A 24,730-nucleotide genomic window follows, 5' to 3' on the forward strand; every position below is an offset into this window, starting at 1 on the left:
GGATGGATATCTATTTGGATCTCAGTGCCGGTATTGCAGGGGATATGTTTGTGGCCGCCTGCATTGACTTGGGGGCCGATCAACAGGCTCTGGTGCAGGCGTTGCAAACCTTGCAACTGCCCCCTTGGCAGATGCAACTGCAAGAGACCACGCGGGGCGGTCTGCGGGGTAAACATCTTCGCTTTGACTATCCCCCGGAGCATCATCATCGGCATCTTTCTAGCCTGTTTAAGATCATTGAGCAGAGCCAATTATCCCCTGCGGTACAGCGGCGAGCGCAAAGGATCTTTACCCTCCTAGCCCAGGCCGAGGCGCATGTGCATGGGGTTGGGATTGAGCAGGTCCATTTTCATGAAGTCGGTGCGGTGGATGCCATTTTGGATATTTGCGCGGCAGCGTGGTGTCTGGAGCATCTTGATATTGAGAAGTGTTATGCCTCACCCTTGGCGGTGGGTAGCGGTCGAGTCGGGTGCGCCCATGGTACGATGGCGGTACCGGTGCCAGCGGTGGCTTATATGCTGCAACAGCATGACATTCCTCTGCGCCCCGTTGAAGGTATGGATGAAGGGGAGTTGGCCACCCCGACGGGTGTCGCCATATTAGCCCACTTGGCCCCGCACTATGGCGCCAATCCCTTATCTAGGTTCGACCGCCAAGGGGCTGGATTGGGCAGCCGTGAGTGTGTCGGGCGGGCCAACCGTCTGACCCTATTTGCCATGCAGCAGCGTGCAGCACAAGGGCTTGTTCAAGAGGCGGTGACGGTGCTGGTGGCCCACATTGATGATATGGATCCCCAGTGGCAAGGGCCGCTGTTTGACGCCGTATTACAGGCGGGCGGCTTGGATCTGAGCATTACCCCAACCATGATGAAAAAGGGGCGTATGGGGGCTCGCTTGGAGCTGCTTTGCCATCCTCCACAGAGCCAAGCCCTCGCCCAGCTGTTATTAAACCAGACCACCACTTTGGGGGTTCGGCAAGAGTCGGCGCAGCGCTGGGTCCTACCCCGTGAAGTGGTCCATTATGCCACACCTTGGGGCGCTTTACGGGTTAAATGGGCCGCCGGAGTGCCCCGTCTTGAACATGATGACCTGCTGAGCATCGCCCAACAGCAAGATTGGGGCCTGCCCATGGCCCAATGGCAGTTAATGCAGTGGCTTGCAGAGCATCACCCGCAACATGCACTGTCGAGCTCTTTGTGACAATATTAGTAACAGTAAGCAAACTCCTGATTGCCGCACATTTTACCGCTTTTCCCCCAGGCTAACCTGTGTTATTAGCTTAGCACCACCTGTCTTAAATAAACCTGTGAAGGGGTGCATTCGTGGATATGGCGCCTGCCAAGTTAATCTACAAACAGTCTGCCGCAATCCCAGTACGCCAAAATGCTAAGGGAGTTTGGCAGGTGTTGATGATTACCACCCGTCACCGGCGTCGTTGGATTTTTCCCAAAGGCATGGTGGAACCCTACCTAAACGCCGCCACCTCGGCCGCCAAAGAGGCGTTGGAGGAAGCGGGCGTGACGGGCTATATGGAAAACATACCCCTAGGGGTGTTTGAAACCACAAAATGGCGGGGCGGGTGTGAGGTTGAGGTTTACGCCCTGTTCGTTGAAAGTCAGTTGGATAAATGGCAGGAAGATTTTCGGAAACGCCGCTGGGTTGATCTAAATTTTGCCATTAAAGAGGTTGATGAGCCTGGCTTTATCCCTGCCCTTGAGCAGTTGTGTCAACGTCTGCTCTAATCACCCCCCTTTGTGAAATGCTTAATCTTACTCTATGCTACGGGTATCTGTCGCTTTAACGCAGAGGAATCTCCCTATGCATTGGAGTTTGTGGCTCGGCACCATACTCTCTTTCTATCTGGGCATCTGCCTATACATGTACCTAACCCAGGAGCGGCAGCTGTTTGTGCCTCCTAGGGATTGGCGTGCATTGCCCTCCGATTGGGGGCTCGCCTATGAAACCGTTACCTTACAGAGTGGAAATGAGACCCTGACCAGTTGGTTTATTGAGGGTGATCCTATTAAACCAGTGGTACTTTTTTTCCACGGCAATGCCTCCAACATTGGTGATCTGGACGACTATGCCCAGTTATTCCACGACATGGGTTACAGCACGCTGCTGTTGGAATACCGTGGCTATGGAAAAAGCAGTGGGCGCCCCAGTGAAGTAGGGCTCTATGCCGATGCCCGCGCCGCTTGGGAATATCTGACGGCAACCCGGCAGATTGCCCCCCAGCGCATTGTGCTGTTTGGTCACTCCTTGGGGGGCGGTCCGGCCTGTTGGTTGGCTGAGCAAGCAGCCGTAGCAGGGTTGGTGCTAGAGGGCACCTTTACCTCCATCCCTGACCGTGCGGCGGAGCTTTATCCTTGGTTGCCTACCCGACTGTTGGTCAAGGTCTACTTTCCCAATATGCAACGTCTCGCGCGGCTTCAGGTGCCCTTATTGGTTGTGCATAGCCAAGAGGATGCGGTCATACCCATCGCCCATGGTCGTGCCCTCTATCGGGCAGCGCGTGGTCCAAAAAGCATGGTGGTTACGCAGGGTCCCCATGATGGCGGGGTGAGGCAAAATCGCCAGCAACTCGAAGCGGGTTTGCGTGGGTTAGAGGGGCGCTTAGCTGGTGTAAATCCGAACAGCAAGCCGACGCAAGCAGAGACGCCGTAGTAAAAGCATCAGCAGGGGGGGATCTTAATGGGCGTTATTGGGCGGTGGGGGTTAAGGTAAAGCAGCGGTCGAGCTGGCGATTGGTCAACAAATTGGCCACGTGCTTGGGCGGGGCGACCAGTACAATATGCTTGTCAGGACCAAATTGCTGCCGTAGCGAGGCGAGTAAACCCAGACCTGTAGCATCCATGCCATCCATACTGCGCATGTAGATGACGATTTTTTCGGCCTGCATGTGGGGCTGTATGGCTGCATAGAAGGGATCAAGCAGGGTATGGTTCAAATAACCCCGTAGAAAGACATTGGCAATGGTTCCATTTCGTACCACCCGCACTGACATGGTGTCTGCCTTTCGCAAAGGGTATGCTTTAGGATAGTTTCATCCTTATATATTTCACTGGAGATTGCAAGGCATTATCGTAAGAAATGTTAACAGGTAAGGTGATGTGTTAACATTAAGATTGATTTGATACATTTATAACAGATAACCATTTGTAAACGTGTCAAAATACTGCTTGGTAGGGCAGGGTAGTGTTACAAAAAAAATGGATACTTAGGGAGCGCAAGACCCAACAAAATAGGATCTATTATGACCGAAGCTGTTGGGCCTTGCACGGGTGGGGTTATGCCACTTTGAACTGACTGAGTAAAGATTTTACCTGCTGGGACATGGTTTTAAGATTGCCAGCCTGGGAATCTAGGGTATCACTCATATTATCAATGCTGCGGATGGCTTGCCCCATCTCTGCCATGGCGACGGCAACCGCTTTGGAGGCCGTGGCAATGTCTGAGACACGGGTGCGCATCTCGCTACTGCCCTGACTGGCGACCATGACGTTTTCGTTAACCTCGGCGACGTTGGTTGAAACCGCCGAGATAGATCGACTGACTTCGGCAATGCCCACGGAGATCTCATCGACATTGCGGTTAACATCGGAGATCCAGTTGGAGGTTTTGGTCACGTTGGTGGAGATTTCGGTATTTTCGGTCGCGGCCTCTTGCATGGCCATAGCGATGGCTTGTGCGGTACTATTTTGCTCGCGCACCGAATCAAGTATCTCCTCATTCACCTTACCCAACAGGTTGATCGCCCCCACCACCTCACTGGATGCATGAATGGCGCGTTCGGCATCTTGGCGAATGGCGTTGATATCGTTGCTGATGGAACGGGTGGCTTCTGCGGTTTGGCGAGCCAGCTCTTTAACCTCCATGGCGACCACGCCAAAGCCTAATCCCGCTTCTCCCGCGCGGGCCGATTCGATGGAGGCGTTCAGCGCCAGCATATCGGTGCGGTCGGCAATCTCTTTAATCAGGTCAACCACTTTGACCACACTGCCGGCGGAGTGTTGTAGAGAGGCCATCACCTGGGATGCGCTGCTGGCGCTTTGACGTGCCTTGCTGGACTCATCTGAGGCCTCTTCACAACGTAGATGTACAGCGTTAAGTGAGCTGGTAATGGCGTTCACCGACTCTGTGACCGTGAGCATGGTTTGATTGCTGTTTTCCGAGGCGTTTTGGATCGACTGCATCGCCTCTGTGGCGGTGGATAGAGATTTAGCCACTTGAATAAGGTTGGTGCTGGCCTGCTCTTCGGCGGCGGCGATAGTGGTTAGGTTGTGGGTGGCATCGTTTGCCGAGGTAGAGACCTGTTGCAAACCCGAAGATGAGAGCGCCATATTGGTGGTGATTTGGCGCAGATTGCCGCTCATCTCTTCAGAAGATTGTGCCACCCGGTCGGTGCGTTGCGAGACCGCTGCCGACTCACTGGAGAGCCGTTCAGAGAGCTCTTTGAGCGACTGTGAAGCGTCGATCAATGCAATGCCACTCTCGTTTAAGGCCGTGACCACAGAGGTCCACTGGTTGGCCATGCTGCTAAGCTCCTCGCCCAGGTGGCAGATCTCATCCTGTCCCTGTAGATCCAGCACCGTGGTGAGCTCGCCGGCGGCCAATCGGTTGGCAAAATCACGCAGACGCCCCAGGGGGCGGATAATGGAGAGGGTGATGATAAAACCAGCCACAGCTGCGAGCAACAAGCCCATGATCATCACATGGGTCGAGAGACTTTTGACATCCTGAGCGATTGTCCTAGAGCCCTCTGCGGTGCTTTTAGCCAGTGTTAGGGCATGCGCAACGGTTTGGTTTATTTGGGCTGCTAAGGCATCACCCAAAGTATTGGAACGGGTAGCCAAGTTTTTCATGGCTTGTTGCTGGTTGGCGAGTTGTTGACTGGTTAGCATAAAGTTTTCAGCTTCTTGGCTTAGTACCTCGGTAAGCTGCTTGTTCACCTTTTCAATGATCTCGCGTAGCTCGGTGGCATCGACCCACATCACCCGGTTGTTGGGTTCAAAGTTGCCGTCCAACAATTGGGTAATATAAAGGGCGGCTTTGCTCCGTTCCTGCTCATAGCTTTGTTTATGTTCGGTGAGTGCGGCAAGGGTCAAGCTGTTGCCATATTTCTGCATGGCGATGCCTGCCTTGGCTAAATGGGTATTGATTTTGTTGGCCAGCAGGGTCCAGACATTATCCTTACCCGCCAGTTCCTTCATGGTATAGTCTGCTTGGATACGCTGTTGCAGACGCTGCATAGCGCCCTGTTCAAAAGCGGCGGCGAGGGTTAAAATTTCTGCAAAGGCGTGATCCACTTTTGCCGCAGCTTGTTTACGTTTTATGCGTAATGCGTGCAGTTGCGCCGCTTGGCGATAGATCTGCTGAAGGACCGGAGTATACTCCTGTTGAAAAAAAACAGAGGCTTTTTGGGCGGTGCCATGGAGCGCCACATTTTGCACCACACCCCCTACCGCACAGGCCCGCAACAGCGATTGACTTTGTACCACAAAATTTTCAGCCGCGTGTTGGCTGGCCTGCTCTAGGATGGTCATTTCCGTCAGTGAAAGGGTGGGATCCAGCAGACGCTGTACGCCGGCCCGCTGAGCGGCCACCGCAAGTTTCATCTGTTGCGCATTGCCCAGCACGCCTTGCGAACCAATAAGCGTGGTGGTGTTGGACTGCATGCGATCGACCCCTCGGTAGCCCAGCATGCCCACCACCGCCATAGCCACAATAATTAAAGCAAAACCACCCCCCAAGCGTTCACCAACGCGAAAATTAAGCATGGGCCGCAGTAAGCCATCTCGGATAAGCGGGCTGCGCGTAGCAGGTATGGGCTGTGGGGCCCTGGGTGCGGGCTGGTTGGTGGTCTGCATGGAGGGTTTGCGGTGTCCACTGCTGCCAGTAACCATGGCCCCTCTTCCCAAAATTTGGTTGCTATCGTGGGGCGTAGCACGCCTTTTGAACGTAAGCGCCCATTTATCCCCATCAACTACCCTGCCGGTTCAGCAGCAGATTTCAAATTCCACGGGAGCAACAAGTCGAACTCATCCACGGTTTGCGCTGTGGCGAGGCCCTCAAAGACCTTTGTGAGATAGACGAAGGGCTCCCAACCATTGGCTTTGGCCGTTTCAATCAAACTGTAGAGGTTTGCCGAGGCCTTTGCACCTCGAACAGAGTTGCTGAAGAGCCAATTTTTCCTGCCAATCACAAAGGGGCGAATGGCGTTCTCGGCTCTGTTGTTGTCAATTTCCAGGCGTCCATCATCAAGATATCGAATCAGAGAGGACCACTGATTGGTCAGATATCCCATCGCTTCGCCGAGTTTGCTTTTCGGTAACACCCCTGCTCGATTATCTTCCAGCCAGGTTTTCAACTCATCGATAATGGGGCGGGAACGCTCCTGGCGCACCTTGTAACGTCGCTCTGGAGTAGCCTCTTCCTCACGCAGATCCTTTTCCACAGCGTACAGTTTCCGGATCAGCGACAGTGCCTGCCCAGCCTTGCCTATCTTGCCTTTTTTGGATTTTCCCAACGCTTTGATCGCCTCGTCGAATTGACGACGGGCATGCGCAAAACACCCCATCAGGATCACATCTTCCTGCGCACCCACACCCAGATAACCTGCATACCCATCCGTTTGCAACCAGCCTTTATAGCCCGCCAACAGCCGTTTCGGAACCTCGGCACCGCGTGTGGGATCGTAATCAAACAAAATCACCGGACTACCCGGGGGACCACCTCGCTGTACCCACATATAGGAGTTGCTGGCTGCAACTTTATCTTTTTCCTTAAGCACTTGAATCGTAGTTTCATCCATCTGCAGGATATCGTAATCCAGCATCTTGTCCCGCATCAGATTGATCAACGGCTGCACCAGTTGGCCGCACTGGATCATCCAATTGGCCAGCGTGGTTCGACAGACATCAATCCCTGCACGGGTCAGAATGGCGCCCTGTCGATAGAGCGGTAACCCATCGGCATACTTGGATACCGCCACATGGGCCAATAGAGCAGCTGTAGCCAACGCCTTGGGAATGGGACGTTTGGGTGTAGGGGCCGTCTTCACGCCCTGTTTGCAATGAGGACAGCCATATTTGATCTGGATGTGCCGCAATACCTGCACCTTGGCCGGAATAATATCCAGTTGCTCGCTGGTCTCACGGCCAATCTCGACCAAATGGTGACCATCCAGGCCACAAACCAATGCCGACTCAGGCAACTCATGAATGATATCCACCCGGGGTAGCCACTCTGGCAATGGCTTGCGCCCTTTGGACTTCACTTTGCGGCTATGGGCAGGAACCTGGATCTCTTCGGCATCCTCTTCAGGTTCCTCGGCAGCCGTCACTTCTGCCTCATCGAACAGACCCAACTGACGGGGATCGCTCTTCTCACTGGAACGCCCAAACCGCTTGGCAATGAGAATATTCAGCTTCTCCCTCAGAAGCTGGGCTTCATGCTCCATACGCTTGCTTTTGTCCTGTAAAAGGACATTTTCAGCCTGCAAGGAAAGTATTATTTCCCGCAAAGCGGCAGGGTCATCAGGGAGTGTCTTTGGTAGCGTTTTCATAGCCGAAATTATACCAAAAAAACCGCCTTAACACTCTATACAATCGAAGAAAAATGCAGTTTATTGTGACCCTTCATTGCCGCCAGGTTGTAGCCATCAAGTAGCCAATTCAGCTGCCGCCCCGTGATTTGGATTTCTGCGGCACCTCCCTGGCGCAACCAGTGAAATCGGTCCTTTTCCAGCCGCTTTTGCCACAGGCAGAAGCCATTACGTTCCCAGTAAAGGATTTTCACCTTGTCCAATGATCGATTGCGAAACACGAACAGAGCCTCATCAAAGGGATTCAACTCCAGTTCTGCCTCCACCAATGCAGCCAGTCCGTTGATCCCCTTCCTGAAATCCACCGGCTCCAAACAAAGATGGACGACAGAAATATCCGGCGATGGGCGCATCATCACAAGGCTGCCACAGATCGCAGGACAGAGAGCAAGCTCTCGCCACCATTCCCTGACCACTCCACCGTCATACCATTTGGGAACTGAATCCGGCAGACCCCTGCTGAAGACTTTGAACTCAATTCCAATCGCTGAAAACGTCGCTTGCCTGATCCTGACTCTTCCAGAAAACCCATTTGCGTCAGCTTGCGCTTCCAAAAATACAACGATGGAAGGCTCAGCTTATGGACTTCAGCGTACTCCTTAATGGTGCCGACCTCAGAACGACAACTGCGTAAATGATCCAGCCAGTACCGCTGCTTCTCACTCAGCACAGACGCCTCAATTGATTTGTCTTCCATGTTCGCCTCCTAAAATTTTGAATTTCAGAAAGCGTGACATACCTTCAGATCAAACTGAACCCTGGGGATAAATGGGCGCTTACTTTTGAACAGGCGCGGTCGAAGCTCTTTCATGGCGGTGTGTCTATTCTGGATAGAGGAAGGGTTCAGCAGGGGCTATATGCACACCTGCCTAACACTGGCGCTATCATTCCCGCTATGGGTGACAAACGTGTGGACGCTCTGTAGAGAGTTTGTGCGGTCAGGGCGTGGTAGGCATATTTTTGGAAAAATGCGCGCTTGGATACCCTGTTTTGCTCGGGTTTGGCAAAAAGGGTTTATGTACGAAGGCGTACCATCCAAGGCAATCGCCTAGATGGTACGCCGCAGATTTAATCCTCGCTGGGAAAGGTGTAACCCATACACACTTCCATGGGGTCATCTGAAGGGATGCGGGTAAAGTTGACCTTTTCCAATGTCTTGAGCATAGGGGTGTTCTCTGGGCGCACATACGCCACCATGCGTGTAAGCTTGCGTTGTGCGGCGATCTGTAAGAGTCGCTTGGTTAGGGTGCGCGCCAAACCGTGGCCGCGCATATTTTCGCGCACCACAAAGGCGACCTCGCCCATGTTGGTGGCTTCAATATAGTAATAGCGCCCGACAGCCTCGATCTGTTCAAACACCCCTTCTTTACGGATAATACAGAGGGCTGGATCTTTGGATTGATCCACGTTAACCAGCGAGTGGGCCTTTTCACGGGACATCTGCTCGGGATTATAACGGTAACGTAGCAGTTTGGTCTCTTGGGTGTGCGAATAGAAAAACTCTTGCAGATGCCGCTCGTCCGAAGGGTGCAAGGGACGTATAAAAAAGTGACCAGGGCAATTGAGGGTAATCTTCTCCATCTCCACCGAGCCAAACTCTTGCAGGGTTGAGGTGTGGCTATGTTGATAGGTGGGTACCCAAAAGTGTTCTCTTACCTTTTCCAACAGCCAATCCCTAAAATCGGGATGGGCCACTTGGATCAGTTCCAGGGCACGCTCACGGATGCTCTTACCCCGCAGCGAGGCAATGCCGTATTCGGTGACCACATAGTGAACATCCCCCCGCGTGGTAACCACCCCAGAACCCTCTGCAATAAAGGGTACAATGCGAGAAACCGTGCCGCTCTTGGTGGTGGAGGGCAGCGCGATGATGGGACGTCCCCCCCGGCTTAGGTTGGCACCACGAATAAAATCTACCTGACCACCAATACCGCTGTAGAAGCGATGCCCTACCGAATCGGATACCACTTGGCCGGTGAGATCTACTTCGATGGCGCTGTTGATGGCCACCACTTGATCATTTTTACCAATGATGGCGGGATTGTTCACATACTCCGAAGGCAGAAACTCGAAATGGGGATTTTCATCCACATAGTCGTAGATGCGTTTGGTGCCCACGCAGAATGAGGTGACACTGCGGCCCCGGCGAATTTTTTTATAACGGTTATTAATGTTGCCATTTTGGAGTAGCTCAATAACCCCATCGCTTACCATTTCGCTATGCAAACCAAGGTCGTTATGGTTGCTTAAACTGCTCAAAATGGCATTGGGGATTCGGCCTGCCCCCAGTTGCAGACAGCTGCCATCATTCACCAGCATGGCGACATATTGGCCAATACGTTGGCTCACTTCATCGGTACCCTGCACGGGCAGTTCGACAATGGGTGTGTTGATCTCTACCGCATAGTCAATTTGATCAATGTGGATAAAACTCTCCCCAAAGGTGCGGGGCATAAAGGCGTTGATTTGGACGATAACATGTTTCGCATGGCGCACGGCGCTGGAGACCACATCCACCGAGACCCCCATGGAACAAAAACCGTTTACATCAGGTGGTGTCACCTGAATGATGGCCACATCCAGCGGTAGCAAACCCTCTTCAAACAGAGCAGGCACCTCAGAAAGAAACGAGGGGGTGTAGTCCGCATAACCGTGTTGCACTGCTTCACGAGGGCCGCGCCCCAAAAAGAGCGAATTAAGACGCAAGTGATTCTTATATTTGGCCTCTGCCCAAGGGGTTTCGCCGAGGGTTAAAATGTGTGTTAACTCAATATCATGAAACAGATCAATATGGGCCAATAACTGCTGGACCACGGCTACCGGACTGGCCGCGTTGGAGCCAATGAAAACCCTATCTCCTGCTTTAAGAACCCGTTTCCATTCCTGCTTGCCTAACACCGACACCACTTCCATAACCAATACTCCTACCAAACTTTACCACGGCGGGGCCACAGAATAGCCCCAACGTTAAAAGGACCAACAGCACACGCTGTTCCCCCTTGTATGCGCCCTGCGGGATAAAATGTCCAGAGCACCCATTTGAATAAGGACGATCATTCAGCGTAATATAGACAGCCCATTATATAGCCCGCAAAATATCACCAAAATGTCATGAGTAGAGCAGGGTGTAAGGGGCTGCTTTTTGGTTAAATCAATTGAATAACCATGCATGTTCAATAAGATAAAATTGTTACCCCAAACGGTTTACACAGGTGATGGGGAACATCGCGAAACAGCAAGAATTTCTCAACTGTTCATTGGAGCCCATTTGTGGCACCATACAAACACGCAATGGCAATTTATTGGTCATTTCGCTGGTGGTATCGTTAGATCTTGCGATGATCTCTTTGCTGCAAGATTTTGCTTGATGAGGAATGTTAACAGAGATGTTTTTTACTGCTCCTAGCCGATCTTTCACAGGGCAAGCTTACATCGTTGTGACCCTGCTCGTGCTCTGTTTCGTGATGTTGTTCCCGCCATTCACGGTCGCTGAGAATAAGCTCAAAGAACCCAGCTTCCTTTTAGAACTAACCGAGCAGGAGCAAGCCTATCTAAAGGCAAAGGGGGAGATCCGTATGTGTGTGGATCCCGATTGGATGCCCTATGAGATGATTGATGAACAAGGGCGCCATGTGGGGATGGCTGCGGACTACATGAAGGTTATTGCCCAACTCTTGTCTGTACCCATCCAGCTTGTGCCAACCAAAAGCTGGATGGATAGTTTGAGCCACGTTCAAACAGGAAACTGCGAAATACTTTCTCTGCTGAACAAAACCCCGCAGCGCAGTACCTTTCTGGATTTTACCACGCCCTATATGGAGACCCCCATTGTTCTGGTAACGCGAAATGATGTGACCTACCTCAATGGCTTATCCGACCTAAGCGGGCATACTCTGGCTACCACCAAGGGTTATGTTTATACGGAAAATATTAAACATGACTATCCAGAAATCCCCCTTGTGGAGGTTGACACCGTCCGCGAAGGCTTAAACCGCGTCTCTCGGGGTGAGGTATTTGCCCAGGTGGGTATGCTGTTCGTATTGGTCAATACCATTCAAGAGGGTCAGATTAGTAATCTAAAAATTTCTGGGCATACCGATTATATGAGTCGCATGGGGATTGGTGTGCGCAAGGGCGAGCCTTTGCTACTTTCTGTGTTGGATAAAGCCGTTAAAACGATCACACCTCAGCAACACATCAACATTCGCCAAAATTGGACCGCGACCCGTTTTGAACACGGTAGAGATTATGCCCTGCTGTGGCAGGTGGTGGTGGGTTTTTTGCTCATTACGATGTTGATTGTGTTTTGGTTGCGGCAGTCACGGCGAGAAATCAACCATCGTTTGAGCATCGAAAAAAAATTGCTTGAAAAAGGGCTGCAACTCAACCAAACACTGCATGAACTCTCTTTGCGTAATAAGGCGTTGGAAGAGACCGTTTTGCTGCGCGAAAACGTGGAGCGGATCACCAAGCATGATCTTAAAGGCCCCTTGAATAGCATCATTGGCTTGCCAGATGTGTTATTGGAGGATGCGACTTTAGATGATGAAAAGCGCGCCATGCTGCACACCATTCAATCCAACGGTTATCGCATGTTAGAGATGATAAACCGCTCCTTGGATCTCTATAAGATGGAAATTGGTGAGTACCGGGTCAATAAGGTACAGGTTCCCATCGGCTATATTATGCGGCAATTGATCTCGGAATTTGGCCGTATGGCCGCCGCTAAAGGGGTTGATATTGTCACCCAGGTAGAGCCTAAAAATATTCATTTGGATCAGGTTTTTATCTATGGTGAAGAGCTGTTAACCTACTCAATGTTTGCCAACCTGTTAAAAAATGCCATCGAGGCGGTCCAGCAACAATCGGGAGTTATCACGGTAAAGGTCATGAAGGCGGCTCAAGTTGTTATTCGCATTCATAACCCAGGTGCCGTGCCCGAGGAGATTCGATCCCGTTTTTTTGAAAAATATGTGACTGCGGGCAAAAGCGATGGTAGTGGTCTGGGCACCTATTCCGCCCGCCTGATTAGCGAAACCCTAGGGGGCAATATTGCCATGCAGACCTCGGAAGAGCAGGGCACCACCATTACGGTTACGCTACCTCTACCACCCACCTATGCATTGAGTGATCAAGATCACAGAGCGCCTTTATGAATCATGCGCTTGATTGGGGGAGGGGCATTAACCCCAGGATCAAAGAGGTGACGTTCCCATGAGCAAGTGCTCCGTGGCTGTTCTGTTAGGGGGAGGCGGCCAAGCAGTTGCTTAGCGCATGGGACCTTGACTTAAGGTAGCCCACTTTTCCATAACTTCCGATAGAGGCAGGGGTTTACTGTAATAAAAGCCTTGAATGGAATGACAGCCCGCTTGGGTAATAAAATCACGCTGCCCTTCGTTTTCCACCCCTTCGGCAACCACTTGAAGCTCTAAATTACGCGCCAGGGATACAATGGCTTGTAAAATGGCCTGATCCGCCCGGTCCTTCTCCACGGTCTGCACAAAAGCCCGATCCACCTTGAGGGTGTGAAAGGGGAATCGTTTTAAATAAGCCAATGATGAGTAGCCTGTACCAAAATCGTCCAGGGCAATATGCACCCCCAGCGCAACCAGTGATTTAAGCAGCTCGGTCGCTTGGTCCACGCTGCCCATGACAGAGCTTTCTGTAATCTCTAACTCTAGCCAGCAGGGATCAATGCCGTGCTGCACGAGAGCCTGTTGCACTACTTGCAGCAACCCATCTTGCACAAATTGGCGGGGGGATAAATTGGCCGAAACCACAACGGGGGGAAATCCCAGGGCCTGAAGATGGGCAATATCCCGACAGGTTCGATCAATCACCCAACTACCTAACGGGATAATTAATCCTGTCTCTTCGGCGATGGGGATAAAATCTCCGGGAGAGATAATATCGCCTTCGGGGGTTATCCAGCGAACCAGGGCTTCAAAGCCTGAAATTTTAGGGGAATCTTCGCAGCTTATTTTGGCTTGATAAAATAAAGTTAGCTCTTCCTGTTCAATGGCTTTACGTAGGCGCCCCTCAAGGTGTAGCCGCTTAGAGGCGTTTTGCTCCATGGTTTGTGTAAAAAAGGTAAATATATTGCCACCACCCGCCTTGGCGCGACCCAAAGCGGCATCGGCATAGCGGATTAAGGTATCGGTTTCGAGACTGTCGTCTGGGGTAACGCTTATGCCGATGCCTGCGGTAAAAACCAACTCAGAATCCGCAATCTTAATGGGGGCCGACAAGGTACGCTTGATTTTTCCCAACACCGATAAAATGGATTGCGTTGAGATCAAATCACGGGCAATAAAGCCAAATTCATCACTGCCCATCCGGGCAACCGTATCGCCACCACGTAGATTGGTTTGAAATCTTTGGGCCATGATGGTGAGAATTTGATCCCCTATCTGGTGCCCTAAGGAGTCATTGATTTTACGAAAACCATCCAACCCCAACAGGATAACCGCGACCTTTTCACCACTGCGTTTGGCGTGGGTTAAAACCTGCTCCAAACGGTCGGCAAACAGGGACCGGTTGGGTAGGCCTGTCAAAGCATCCTCATGACTGGCGGTGCGTGCCCCTTTAATGCTGCTATCTTGATAGCTTAAATCACGCACCACCACCACATAACTTTGTGGGGTCCCGTTAAGATCCTCGATCATGGTGACACGAATCTGCTCCAGATAAAATTCACCATTGCGGCGGCTATTTTGCCACTGCACTTCCCAACTACCATCACAGCGGGTATGACTGAGGATTGTTTGGAGTTCAGCATTGCTCTCTTCACAAAGGCCGCCGTGGCATAGACAGACGCTTTTACCGAGCAACTCCTCCCAGTGGTAGCCACTAATAATGGTATAGGCATTATTAACCGCTTGAACCGTGCCTTGATCATCCAGCAACAACACCCCTTCTTGGGTATTGTCGTAGAGGGTTGTCACCAGTCGAGCGTAGTACGTTAATTGGTCTTTAGACTGGGCAAGTAGCGCTTCGGTATTTTCCAAACGCTCCTGAAGTCGGCGGGTCTCTTCCATGGAGTGAAAGGCGATCCATAATTGCCCAGCATCATCCCCATGGGTCATAAGTAAAAAATAGGCCTCGACCGAAACAGGCTTGTTGGGGGCATCATAGGGATGGACCAAGGTAAACCGCACCAACGGTGCGGTTGGTTGACGAGAGATAAACTCGTCGGCCATGCCAAAATCAGGGCGGCTCGAATCCAAATCATGAAAAAAATCCTCTATTTTCAAGTCGAGCCCACTGCACTCTTCTGGCAATTGCAGCAAAGTGTGGGCTCGGCTGTTATAAAAACAGAGGGTGCCATGCTTATCCACCCCAACAATGGCCACGGGTATCCATTGGTTGGGAAAATGCGCCGGCAGTAGCATCTGTTTGGAAGGGGTTTTCATAAATCAGGATTTCCAATCCAATAAGCCATCATCATTGATCGGACAGCGGGTTTATAGCACAACGAAACGAGCGTCCACATCTCTAAGGGTGTGCGACGCCTTAAGATGGCGCAGGTTGCCTCCTGTAAAATACACGCCAGTATAAACTGCTCTGTGATGCTATGCACCCTTGAAAGTGATGTTCGATAACGAAGCGGGATAACTCGATTTAAGTAAGCAGGCGTGTGGCCTCATGCACCAACTCTTTACCCAGCAGGGGTTTCATTAAATAAGCCTGTATGCCCATTGCTTTGGCCTGCTCTTCATCTAACTCTTCGCTATATCCGGTGCATAGAATAATAGGAATATCGTCACGTAGCTGCAAAATGAGTTTGGCCAATTGTGATCCCACCATCCCCGGCATATTATGATCGGTAATGATCAGGTCATAGGCGTCGGGTTGGCGTTGAAAAGCTTCCCATGCGTGCAGTGGATTTTGGAATGGCTGCACATAAAAGCCCGCTCTTTTTAACTGCAATTGGGCGGCTTCTAGCACATCCGGTTCGTCATCCACCAGCATAATACTGGCTTCGGGGATGCCCTGTGGAATTTCGCCCAATTGGGCAGGTTTTGGTGGGGGCGGGGCGTCAAAGCCTCGCTCTAGGGTCGGTAAATAGACGCGGAACACACTGCCAACCCCTATCTCGCTCTCCACCGTCACCGTGCCCCCGTGTTTATGCACAATACCGTGTACGACAGAGAGTCCCAAACCGGTTCCTTCCCCTAATTTGCTGGTGGTAAAAAAGGGATCAAAAATATGCTCCAGATGGTGTGTTGGAATGCCACAACCGGTATCTTGCACAGAGATGCAGATATAGTTACCTTTATGGAGCGCGTTGGGTAACTCTTCGCGAATCTCTTGCCGTTTGACTGTGACGGTAAGGCTGCCCCCCTGATCTTTGCGCATGGCGCGGGCTGCGTTGGTGCAGAGATTCATCATTACTTGCTGAAGTTGGGTTGGATCGGCTCTAACCAGCAACTCCATTTTGGGTATATCGGTGATGATCTGAATGGAGCTGGGCAGGGTAGCTCTAAGCAGGGTTAAAGCATCACGAATGACGGTGATGGGATCCATCGCCACCATGCCAACATCCGATGGGCGGCTAAAGTCCAGCAGTCGTTTGACCAAATCTCGTGCGCGGTTACCGGCATCATAGACCTGTTGCAGATTACGATAAGCGCGGCTCTCTTGGGGAACCTGATTAAAGGTAAGCTCGGTAAAGCCTAAGATGGCACTAAGAATATTATTAAAATCGTGGGCAATGCCCCCTGCCAAAGTACCCACCGCCTCCATTTTGCGTGCCTGACGCAACTGGTTTTCCATAGCCTTACGGTCGGTTATATCCTGAATAACACCAACAAGCCCTGCGATTTCGCCATTGTTGTTATAAAACACCCCCTTATTGAGAATGATATCGTGGCGTAGACCATCGGCATAGGTTAGTACGGTTTCATAAGATTGTTTGCCACCATTAAGAAAAAGAAATTGATCGCTTTGGTCATAGTGACGGGCAAGATCCTGCTGTACGATGTCAAACACGGTTTTTCCAACAAGTTGTTCACTATCAAAGCCTAATACATCCTCAAAGGCTTTGTTGCAGCCCAAATATCGACCATTGCTATCCTTATGAAAAACCGGGGTTGGAATATTATCCAACAGCACATTTTGGAAATGTAGTTGGTCTTTAAGTTGGTTAACCGCATCTTGCTGGGTGGTGATATCGCGGGCGACCATGACCACTGAATCAGGCTGTTGCCCACCAGATTGACCAAAGGGGGTCAGTCTGGCTTCAAACGTGTACGCTTTATCACGGCCAGTAATAGAAAAGGTCAGCGTTTGCAAACGACCTGTGATAAGGGTGCGGGTAATGGCGTTTTGCAGCTTTTCCGCTTGGTCATAGATAAACAACCGCTCCAAAGTATGGCCCGGTGTCTGGAGGGCGTAGTTGCGTAACAGCTCCTCATGGGTCGTCAGCATCTCCAGGCAGCGCCCCTCTTTGCTAACCAAAAAAACCAGATCTGGCAGGGCATTCACCACGGCCCGTAAGCGCGCCTCGTTTTGTAAACTTTCACCAAGCACCTGACGGTATTGGGTCAGCATGCTGTGCATATGCGCGGCTAATTCACCCAACTCATCATTTTCGTGTCCTTTAGGGGGGTGAATACCGGTACGGGTGGCATCGTGGGGGCCGGTATGGTCAAGATCGTCAATCATCGACTTTAAGGGTTTGGTCAGACGCAGATGAAACAGTAGGGTAAGAATAAAAGAGAGGCCAATGGTGCGCACCATAATGTCCAGCAGGGTGAGCAGGGCGCGTAATAAAAAATCACCGGCAATACGCGGACCATCTAACTGTACCGTAAGAAAACCCACCGGTTGTGGTTTGGATTTATGCATCTCAAGTTGAATTTGATAGTCGGTCTGCCGTCCAAGCAACCATACGGCGAGGGCATCGGTGACATGGGTGTCATGCAGAGCCGAGCGTGAGGCCAGTTCATGGCCAAAATCATCCTTGAGTGAGGCCCACCGAATGGGACCATAGGCAAACAGACTGTCCATGACCTCTTCAGCCAACTGTTTATCCAGTTGGTAGGTTGCCAGGGCGGCAGAGTGGGACATCATGGCCAAAATTTGATGGACGGTTTGGTCAATACGCTCTTTTTCACGGTTTAGATCGGTGGAAATTTGAATGCTACTGGTCACCAGTGCCAATAAAAAAGCTACTATGAAAACCTGAATGGATAACCTTCTGCTGAGGGTTGAACCCATCAAAGATCGCACCATGTTGTTCCCCCCATTGGGTAAATAAATGTCCCTTAACTCATACTAAAGGGCAACCGCTAGAATGCAACCATCCATGTAAAAAAGAGTATCCTCCCTCGATTTTTTGAGGTCGTTTGATAATCCTTGAATGGCGCTTCTTCGGCATAAAAAGTGGTCCTTTTTTTGCTCTCCCCCTTCATTGTGTGCCGTTTGGCAATCTACCTTAGGCGCTTGTTTGGTGGATTATGGTTAAGCAGGCATCCCGCATAACTAACGAGACCCATGCTCAATCATGCATGCTGTTGGGATTATGACTTTAAAGGAGATCAACATGACCTTATTTTCTTTAATGCTGTTAGTGGGTGTCGCGGCGGGGCTTTTTTATAGTGTGAATACTCTGCTGCACAGCTACTAAGCTGGGGGCATCATCGTAGCGAGCCCCGCAAGTGACTTAAGGGGCTGGCACAGCACACTTATCGAACCGATTGAATTGTGTCGAGCACAGGGTTATAATTGCAAATGGTGATGGTTCTCATTTGTTGTTCGTGTTTTGCACAGGAGTTTAGGGTGGCAACTTTTTTTTCAGTTTGGATCGATCTGCTCCAGGATGTCACACCGTGGTTATTTTTTGGACTGCTGCTGGCTGGCTTTATCAAGGTGTGGGTACCTGAACATTGGGTGGCAGGTTTTTTGGGCGGCAAGGGTGTTAAGCCCATATTCTGGGGGGCGATCATCGGCGCGCCTTTGCCGCTCTGCTCCTGTAGTGTCATCCCCATGGCCCTTTCCCTGCGCAAACAAGGGGCTTCGAAAGGTTCTACAGTCTCTTTTCTCGTGGCAACACCTGAAACAGGGGTAGATTCCATTGCCATCTCCTGGATCATGTTAGGGCCTTGGCTCACCCTTATGCGACCCATCTCGGCGGTATTATGCGCCATATTGGCCGGGCTGCTTACTTGGTGGTGGCAGCGTCTGACACCAAGCCCAACCATCCCCGAGCACGCTTCTTTAAGCACCCCGCCAAACCGTGTAACGCTGGCGCTTAGCCCAGCACCCCTGGCACGTGATGCAGGGGTACAACCGCTTACCCTAAATGAAAAAACGGCCCAGTATAATCCAATGTCAACGGCATGTGGTACCGCGTGCGGTTGTGCCACAGCACCCACAGCGGATCAACCACAACCGTTTTGGCAGCGCCTCAAGCAGGCGATTCATTACGCATTTGATGATCTATTAAATGACCTGCTGCTGTGGATCTTTATAGGGCTGCTGCTGGCGGCTTTGGTGATGGTTTGGGTACCACCCGGTACGTTGGGTTATCTGGCGGGGTGGGGAGTTTTGGGCATGTTGGCGATTATGTTCATGAGTGTGCCGATCTATGTCTGTGCGACCGCTTCAACGCCCTTAGCCGCCGCCATGTTACATGCAGGCATCTCACCAGGAATGGCTTTGGTCTTTCTGCTAACCGGGCCGGCCACCAGTTTGGTAACGCTGGCTCTGGTGGGTCGTGAATTGGGGCGCAGCAGCTTAGTGACCTATCTCTTGGGTATTGGATTTGGGGCAATCGCTTGTGGCATGGCCACCGATGCGCTCTTTGCTTGGATGCAATGGCCTTTACAACTCTCTTTACAAGAGAGCAGCGGCCACAGTGAAACAGGATTTGTTGCTTTGCTACAGTGGAGCAGCGTTGTACTTTTTCTGGGCTTTAGCCTGCGCTATGGGTGGAAACGTCTCTACGCTTAAAACAAACGGCTGGTTAACCGCTTAGCTCTTTGCAACGTGGTCAGTCGAGCAAACGGCCCTGAGGCTGGCAAAGGTAAAAGGGGCAGCTCCTCATAAGGAGAGATGCATAACCGGTTTTGCCACGGCAAATAAAAGAGGCTAGCCTGTTGCCAAGTAAGCTTGGTCTGTTTTTGAACAAAAAAGAGGGGGTGTCCAAAGACGCCCCCTCTTTTTTGCATCATCGTGCCAACAGAATATCTGACCGGCTTAACCAACCTTTTGGTAATAGATATTCTGGATATGGGTTGCATCGGCCAAGAAATACCAACGCTCCATAAAGAGACCAACCATTTGGAAAGCGAAGGTAAACAGCACCATGTCGTGAAGATTCATGGTCGCCCCAATGGCCAAAAACATCAGCGTACAGGGAAAGGCTATGGTCACAGCCAACCATTTTACCAACATCAACACCAACGGATGTTTGCCATGGAAAAACTCCTTGGTGTTGAAAGAGCCAGCCATAAAGCCCATGGATTTCTGCTGAATGTTGGGGTGATGGTAACCAATGGCGTTACGCAAGGTCGCTTGAGGCCCCAAATTGGCATTACGTACAATGGTCCAAACCCGTGTCACCATGGCGAGGGAAGTAAACAGAATGGCCAACGTGACATTAAGACTAATAATCTTGGCATTACCGGTAGTGTAGCTGTAGGCCACCCCCGCCACAAAGCCAGAAGAGAGCCCCATAAGGATAAAGTTGAACACGGTCAGAGGGGTGTGCCATTCCTGGAAAAAACGCACCGAAGCGTAGATCATGCCCGTGGCGACAAACAGCAGCATCGCCGCCGCAACCGTCAGCCAGCCAATGAGCAAGGAACACTCCACTTGGGCGAAGCCAAGGTTGGCGACAAAATCCAGTTTAAGAAAGTGCAGTGCCGCATAGACAAACACCAGACCCATTACCACGGGCAACAACATGACCTCTTTAGAGAGCCACGAAGTGCGCCAGCGAGCAATGGCCCGCCAACCCCGACCTGGGTGGCTTAAATGAAACAGCGAAGCAAACAGACCCAGCAACAAGAGACCTAAAGCTGCAATTGAGGCTAGACCGTAGTAACCGCTGGCGGCAACATCAATGCCGCTGGCTTTAGCAAAAGTTTGAGTCGTAACCACCGAGGTGACCAAGCCTTGGCCGGCACCGATGAGGGTGGTAAGAAATACGACGGAATATGCCGGTTTCATGGCGTTCTCCGAATATCAAAGCGATCCGGGGTAGGGCACCTGGGTGCCCACCCAACGAAATTCCAAATCAGAGGGATGACTTCTCTTCAGCCATCGGGTTATCCAAGCGGGTCACATCGGCCTCGTTAAAGTGCGCATGGTTGCGACGACGGGGCAGATAGTGGTTAGCCGGTTGGGTACCCAATTCAGGCATGAGCTGGAAGCCGCCATTTTCACGAATCTGCTGGGATGCCTTGGATGCGGGATCGTGAATATCCCCAAACACGCGGGCACCGGCAGGACAGGCCATCACACAGGTTGGCTTACGTTCTGCTTCCGGCAGTTTGACATCGTAGATACGATCCACGCAGAGGGTGCATTTTTTCATCACCTTCTCACCAGGATCAAACTCCCGCATACCGTAGGGGCAGTTCCAGGAGCAATATTTACAACCAATACACTTGTCATAGTCCACCAGGACGATGCCATCCTCTTCGCGTTTATAACTGGCCTCAGTGGGGCAGACCGGTACGCAAGGCGCATCTTCGCAGTGGAGACAGCTTTTAGGGAAGTGAATGGTCTCCGTATCCGGGAATGTGCCAGCCTCAAACGTCTGCACCCGGTTGAAAAAGGTCCCATGGGGATCTTCACCATAAGGGTTAACGTCTGTCAGAGGGCCAGCCCAGCCAGAGGTGTTCCAACTTTTACAGCTGGTTACACAGGCGTGACATCCTACACAGATATTAAGATCGATCACTAGAGCCAGTTGGGTCATGATCCTTGGCCTTCGTTCAAGTTCGTCAATACAATGGAATCCATTACCGCTTAGAAGCTTTGCCCGCCATATACCCACGCAACTTATCAAAGATGAGGGTCATGCCGGGATAGGCCTTCATAGGGGTAAACTGGGGTTGAGAGACCGGCTCGCAATCCTCAGCCTTGGTGATCTTAACCCGCACGTCAAACCATGCAGCCTGACCAGTTACCGGGTCCGAGTTGGAGACATGCTCACCCGCTTCGTGGGCTGGCAGCTCTTCGGAAATCACATGGTTAAGCAGGAAACCCCGTTTGGATTCATAGGCATCCTTAGAGAGGCCCCATGCACCGGCACTCTTACCAATGGCATTCCATGTCCACACAGTCCCGGGTTCAACCGCTTCGGTGAAACGCGCCATGCAGCGGATTTTGCCATGCATGGACTCAACATCCACCCAATCTCCATCGTCAAAGCCATTATCCCGACCAACCTGGGGGCTCATATAGAGATAGTTGTAGGTATGGATCTGCCGCAGCCATGCGTTCTGGGAATCCCAGGAGTGGTACATGGCCATGGGCCGCTGGGTCAGAGCGTTGTAGGGATACGTTTTGGTATCCACCAACAGATCCTCAAGCGGCGGGTGATAGAAAGGCAGGGGGTCAAAATATTTCTCGACCCGGCTGCGCAGATGATCCGGTGGTTGACGACCAGGGCGCTTGCCTTGAGCGGCCAGACGGAAGGTCTGCAAGATTTCCGAATAGAGATGAATATTGATAGGATCACTGAAGCCCATCAAATTATTCTCTTTGGCCCAATCCAGATACTCCCGGTTCCAGTTGCGCATAAAGTGCATGGATTCAGGCAGTTTATTAAAGTGGTAGCAGCCATTCTCTTCATAGCGCTTCCACTGATCGGGGTTGGGTTCTCCCCGCATCACCTTATCGCCATCCTTACCGCGCCATCCGGAAAGGAAACCGATACCAGGGACCAGCTCAAAATTGGTGATGAAATCTTTGTAGTCTTCAAACTTACGGCTGCCATCCGCATGGGTAAACGCTGGGAATTTAAGGCGCGAACCCAATTCAATGAGCACATCCTGGAACGGCTTGCTGTCACCCTTGCGGGGCATGATCGGGACACGACAGGCATCCACCGGACCCTCAAACTCGGAGATGGGACGGTCCAACATGGACATCACATCGTAGCGCTCAAGATAGGTGGTGTCGGGCAGCACCAGATCGGCGAAGGCCACCGTCTCAGAATGATAAGCGTCTGCCACAATAAGGAACGGAATCTTATACTGACCGTTGCTATCCTTATCGGTAAGCATCTGCCGTACATCACTGGTGTGCATGGAGCTGTTCCAAGCCATGTTGGCCATAAACAGGAATAGGGTATCAATGGTGTAGGGATCGCCACGCCAAGCGTTGGTGATCACATTTTGCATCAAACCATGGGCTGACAGCGGATGCTCCCAAGAGAACGCCTTGTCGATACGGACCGGTCCCCCCTCCGCAGTAAGGAACAGCTCCTCAGGATTGGCAGGCCAACCCACAGGTGCATGGGGCAGAGGGGTGTTGGGTTGGACCTCTTCCGGTGTGGTGCAGTTTTTCGGCCCTGGGGGTACGGGACGAGGGAACGGCGCACGGTGGCGGAAACCGCCAGGACGATCAATGGTGCCCAACAGGGACATGATGATCGCCAGACCACGAATGGTCTGAAAACCGTTGGAGTGCGCCGCCAAACCACGCATGGCGTGGAAGGCCACCGGCACACCGGTTACCTTTTCATGCTTGCGGCCCCAGGCGTCGGTCCAAGCGATGGGCAGTTCAAAACGCTCATCACGGGCGACGACACCCATCTCAATAGCGAGATTACGGATGGTTTCAGCCGGAATACCGGTGATCTCCGCAGCCCACTCGGGGGTGCAACTTTCCGCTTGTTCCATGAGCAATTGGAACGAAGGTTTAACCTTTTTACCATCTTCGGTGGTGTACTCACCCAAGAAGGCAGGGTTGGCTCCTTCCGTACGCATAGGCACAATTTTTTTGCTATTGCGGTCATACCACATGCGATCTTCGGGATCAAAACAACCCGCAGGTTTCTCAGCACCACTGCGCAGCAGCATGCCCTGTTCGGGACCCTCATCCAAAATGACCAATTCAGCAGCATTGCTGAATTCACGCAGGAACTCTTTATCGTAGAGCCCCTCCTTGATCAAAATGTTGATGATCGCCATAAACAGCGCTGCATCGGTACCCGGTTTGATGCCAATCCACTGATCCGCTACCGCTGAATAGCCTGTACGCACCGGGTTGACCGAAATCATCCGGCCACCATGGCTCTTAAAGTGGCCAATTTCACGCTTAAGCGGGTTGGAGTGGTGATCTTCGGCGGTGCCGATCATCACAAACAATTTGGCACGCTCCAGATCTGGACCACCGAACTCCCAGAAGGAGCCGCCCATGGTATAGATCATGCCGGTGGCCATGTTTACGGAGCAAAAGCCCCCATGGGCGGCAAAGTTGGGCGTACCAAAATTTTTCGCAAACATGCCTGTTAGGGCCTGCATCTGATCACGACCGGTGAACATAGCGAATTTTTTGGGGTCGGTGGAGCGGATGGCACCCAGCCGCTTCTCCATGAGGTCAAAAGCCTCATCCCAGCTAATGACTTCAAACTCTGGATTACCGCGCTCGCTGCCCTCTTTACGTTTGAGGGGGTTGAGCAGACGCGCCGGTGAGAGCTGCTTCATCACACCGGATGAGCCCTTGGCACAAATGACCCCCTTATTTAGAGGGTGTTCGGGGTTGCCCTGAATGTGACGTATTTCACCATCGCGCAAAGTAATACGTACTCCGCAACGGCAGGCACACATATAGCAGGTGGTATGCTTAATCTCCACCTTGCCATTGTCACGATCACTTATCTTCGTGGGGTCTTGCATGGCGTTTACCGGTTGTTGCTGACAAACGGATTGCCGAATTTACATAAATCCGACGGTAGATAGGGTTATAAACCGTAAATAAGACCGGTTTAGTCCCTTAAACTTATTATACATAAATAAATTTTATGGCTACGGCACATCTACAACACTTTGTTGTATACTTAGGGGCGTTGTCAAGTCACATTTCATTAAGTGGCTTGCTGGCGCGCTAATTTAATCAATGACTGCTTCATGTTGTACCAGGGTTTTGAGCAAATGTCTCGGGG

At 51.5% G+C, this 24,730-nt stretch carries 16 protein-coding genes; 5 read left to right on the forward strand and 11 right to left on the reverse strand.

The window, feature by feature from the left end:
- Positions 1 to 2: 2 nt before the first annotated feature.
- The 3 genes from larC to MMC1_RS09110 all read left to right on the forward strand — a co-directional run bounded on the left by larC (position 3) and on the right by MMC1_RS09110 (position 2,666).
- Positions 3 to 1,199 (forward strand): nickel pincer cofactor biosynthesis protein LarC, encoded by a 1,197-nt coding sequence (gene larC, locus MMC1_RS09100; RefSeq protein WP_011713440.1) that lies wholly within the window; start codon positions 3 to 5, stop codon positions 1,197 to 1,199.
- A 128-nt stretch (positions 1,200 to 1,327) separates the two neighbouring features.
- Positions 1,328 to 1,741, forward strand: coding sequence for an NUDIX hydrolase (locus MMC1_RS09105; RefSeq protein WP_011713441.1), 414 nt, complete (start codon positions 1,328 to 1,330; stop codon positions 1,739 to 1,741).
- A 76-nt stretch (positions 1,742 to 1,817) separates the two neighbouring features.
- Complete coding sequence (locus tag MMC1_RS09110; protein WP_011713442.1) at positions 1,818 to 2,666, forward strand: alpha/beta hydrolase; 849 nt, start codon at positions 1,818 to 1,820, stop codon at positions 2,664 to 2,666.
- 34 nt (positions 2,667 to 2,700) lie between these two features.
- Here MMC1_RS09110 and MMC1_RS09115 read toward each other — a convergent pair whose 3' ends face one another.
- The 6 genes from MMC1_RS09115 to MMC1_RS09145 all read right to left on the reverse strand — a co-directional run bounded on the left by MMC1_RS09115 (position 2,701) and on the right by MMC1_RS09145 (position 10,518).
- The gene (locus tag MMC1_RS09115; RefSeq protein ID WP_011713443.1) at positions 2,701 to 3,006 is read right to left on the reverse strand and encodes an STAS domain-containing protein; all 306 of its coding nucleotides are present in this window, start codon (positions 3,004 to 3,006) and stop codon (positions 2,701 to 2,703) included.
- Positions 3,007 to 3,289: 283 nt separating this feature from the next.
- The gene (locus MMC1_RS09120; protein WP_011713444.1) at positions 3,290 to 5,905 is read right to left on the reverse strand and encodes a HAMP domain-containing methyl-accepting chemotaxis protein; all 2,616 of its coding nucleotides are present in this window, start codon (positions 5,903 to 5,905) and stop codon (positions 3,290 to 3,292) included.
- Between the two features lie 80 nt (positions 5,906 to 5,985).
- On the reverse strand, positions 5,986 to 7,566 hold the full coding sequence (gene tnpC, locus MMC1_RS09125) for an IS66 family transposase (RefSeq protein ID WP_011712020.1): 1,581 nt from the start codon (positions 7,564 to 7,566) through the stop codon (positions 5,986 to 5,988).
- A 35-nt stretch (positions 7,567 to 7,601) separates the two neighbouring features.
- Positions 7,602 to 7,961 carry an IS66 family insertion sequence element accessory protein TnpB gene (gene tnpB / locus MMC1_RS09130; protein ID WP_011712019.1) on the reverse strand — a complete coding sequence of 120 codons (360 nt, stop codon included), beginning with the start codon at positions 7,959 to 7,961 and terminating at the stop codon, positions 7,602 to 7,604.
- Complete coding sequence (tnpA, locus tag MMC1_RS09135) at positions 7,961 to 8,302, reverse strand: IS66 family insertion sequence element accessory protein TnpA (RefSeq protein ID WP_011712018.1); 342 nt, start codon at positions 8,300 to 8,302, stop codon at positions 7,961 to 7,963. Before tnpA ends, tnpB begins: the two co-directional genes overlap by 1 nt.
- Positions 8,303 to 8,673: 371 nt before the next feature.
- Positions 8,674 to 10,518 carry a GNAT family N-acetyltransferase gene (locus MMC1_RS09145; RefSeq protein ID WP_011713445.1) on the reverse strand — a complete coding sequence of 615 codons (1,845 nt, stop codon included), beginning with the start codon at positions 10,516 to 10,518 and terminating at the stop codon, positions 8,674 to 8,676.
- A 662-nt stretch (positions 10,519 to 11,180) separates the two neighbouring features.
- Here MMC1_RS09145 and MMC1_RS19935 point away from each other — a divergent pair.
- Positions 11,181 to 12,761 carry a transporter substrate-binding domain-containing protein gene (locus MMC1_RS19935; protein WP_160162689.1) on the forward strand — a complete coding sequence of 527 codons (1,581 nt, stop codon included), beginning with the start codon at positions 11,181 to 11,183 and terminating at the stop codon, positions 12,759 to 12,761.
- Positions 12,762 to 12,872: 111 nt separating this feature from the next.
- On the opposite strand, the gene MMC1_RS09155 is transcribed toward MMC1_RS19935, so the two are convergent.
- Both MMC1_RS09155 and MMC1_RS19940 read right to left on the reverse strand, forming a co-directional pair.
- Positions 12,873 to 15,017 carry a sensor domain-containing protein gene (locus MMC1_RS09155; protein ID WP_011713447.1) on the reverse strand — a complete coding sequence of 715 codons (2,145 nt, stop codon included), beginning with the start codon at positions 15,015 to 15,017 and terminating at the stop codon, positions 12,873 to 12,875.
- A 208-nt stretch (positions 15,018 to 15,225) separates the two neighbouring features.
- Complete coding sequence (locus MMC1_RS19940; protein WP_011713448.1) at positions 15,226 to 17,841, reverse strand: ATP-binding protein; 2,616 nt, start codon at positions 17,839 to 17,841, stop codon at positions 15,226 to 15,228.
- Between the two features lie 546 nt (positions 17,842 to 18,387).
- Here MMC1_RS19940 and MMC1_RS09165 point away from each other — a divergent pair.
- A complete protein-coding gene (locus tag MMC1_RS09165; RefSeq protein ID WP_160162690.1) occupies positions 18,388 to 19,560 on the forward strand; it encodes an SO_0444 family Cu/Zn efflux transporter in 1,173 nt (390 codons plus the stop codon).
- A gap of 246 nt (positions 19,561 to 19,806) precedes the next feature.
- Here the strand turns inward: MMC1_RS09165 and MMC1_RS09175 are convergent, their stop codons facing one another.
- The 3 genes from MMC1_RS09175 to MMC1_RS09185 all read right to left on the reverse strand — a co-directional run bounded on the left by MMC1_RS09175 (position 19,807) and on the right by MMC1_RS09185 (position 24,464).
- On the reverse strand, positions 19,807 to 20,781 hold the full coding sequence (locus tag MMC1_RS09175) for a dimethyl sulfoxide reductase anchor subunit family protein (RefSeq protein ID WP_011713451.1): 975 nt from the start codon (positions 20,779 to 20,781) through the stop codon (positions 19,807 to 19,809).
- A gap of 67 nt (positions 20,782 to 20,848) precedes the next feature.
- Complete coding sequence (locus MMC1_RS09180) at positions 20,849 to 21,535, reverse strand: 4Fe-4S dicluster domain-containing protein (RefSeq protein ID WP_011713452.1); 687 nt, start codon at positions 21,533 to 21,535, stop codon at positions 20,849 to 20,851.
- A 43-nt stretch (positions 21,536 to 21,578) separates the two neighbouring features.
- On the reverse strand, positions 21,579 to 24,464 hold the full coding sequence (locus tag MMC1_RS09185; RefSeq protein WP_011713453.1) for a molybdopterin oxidoreductase family protein: 2,886 nt from the start codon (positions 24,462 to 24,464) through the stop codon (positions 21,579 to 21,581).
- Between the last annotated feature and the right edge of the window lie 266 nt (positions 24,465 to 24,730).

The organism is Magnetococcus marinus MC-1 (genome assembly GCF_000014865.1).
Lineage (GTDB): Bacteria > Pseudomonadota > Magnetococcia > Magnetococcales > Magnetococcaceae > Magnetococcus > Magnetococcus marinus.

Excerpts from the sequence above, each read along its gene's own strand:
- larC (WP_011713440.1), top strand. The coding sequence starts at position 3 with ATGGATATCTATTTGGATCTCAGTGCCGGTATTGCAGGGGATATGTTT.
- MMC1_RS09105 (WP_011713441.1), top strand. The coding sequence starts at position 1,328 with ATGGCGCCTGCCAAGTTAATCTACAAACAGTCTGCCGCAATCCCAGTA.
- MMC1_RS09110 (WP_011713442.1), top strand. The coding sequence starts at position 1,818 with ATGCATTGGAGTTTGTGGCTCGGCACCATACTCTCTTTCTATCTGGGC.
- MMC1_RS09115 (WP_011713443.1), bottom strand. The coding sequence starts at position 3,006 with ATGTCAGTGCGGGTGGTACGAAATGGAACCATTGCCAATGTCTTTCTA.
- MMC1_RS09120 (WP_011713444.1), bottom strand. The coding sequence starts at position 5,905 with ATGGTTACTGGCAGCAGTGGACACCGCAAACCCTCCATGCAGACCACC.
- tnpC (WP_011712020.1), bottom strand. The coding sequence starts at position 7,566 with ATGAAAACGCTACCAAAGACACTCCCTGATGACCCTGCCGCTTTGCGG.
- tnpB (WP_011712019.1), bottom strand. The coding sequence starts at position 7,961 with ATGATGCGCCCATCGCCGGATATTTCTGTCGTCCATCTTTGTTTGGAG.
- tnpA (WP_011712018.1), bottom strand. The coding sequence starts at position 8,302 with ATGGAAGACAAATCAATTGAGGCGTCTGTGCTGAGTGAGAAGCAGCGG.
- MMC1_RS09145 (WP_011713445.1), bottom strand. The coding sequence starts at position 10,518 with ATGGAAGTGGTGTCGGTGTTAGGCAAGCAGGAATGGAAACGGGTTCTT.
- MMC1_RS19935 (WP_160162689.1), top strand. The coding sequence starts at position 11,181 with ATGTGTGTGGATCCCGATTGGATGCCCTATGAGATGATTGATGAACAA.
- MMC1_RS09155 (WP_011713447.1), bottom strand. The coding sequence starts at position 15,017 with ATGAAAACCCCTTCCAAACAGATGCTACTGCCGGCGCATTTTCCCAAC.
- MMC1_RS19940 (WP_011713448.1), bottom strand. The coding sequence starts at position 17,841 with ATGGTGCGATCTTTGATGGGTTCAACCCTCAGCAGAAGGTTATCCATT.
- MMC1_RS09175 (WP_011713451.1), bottom strand. The coding sequence starts at position 20,781 with ATGAAACCGGCATATTCCGTCGTATTTCTTACCACCCTCATCGGTGCC.
- MMC1_RS09180 (WP_011713452.1), bottom strand. The coding sequence starts at position 21,535 with ATGACCCAACTGGCTCTAGTGATCGATCTTAATATCTGTGTAGGATGT.
- MMC1_RS09185 (WP_011713453.1), bottom strand. The coding sequence starts at position 24,464 with ATGCAAGACCCCACGAAGATAAGTGATCGTGACAATGGCAAGGTGGAG.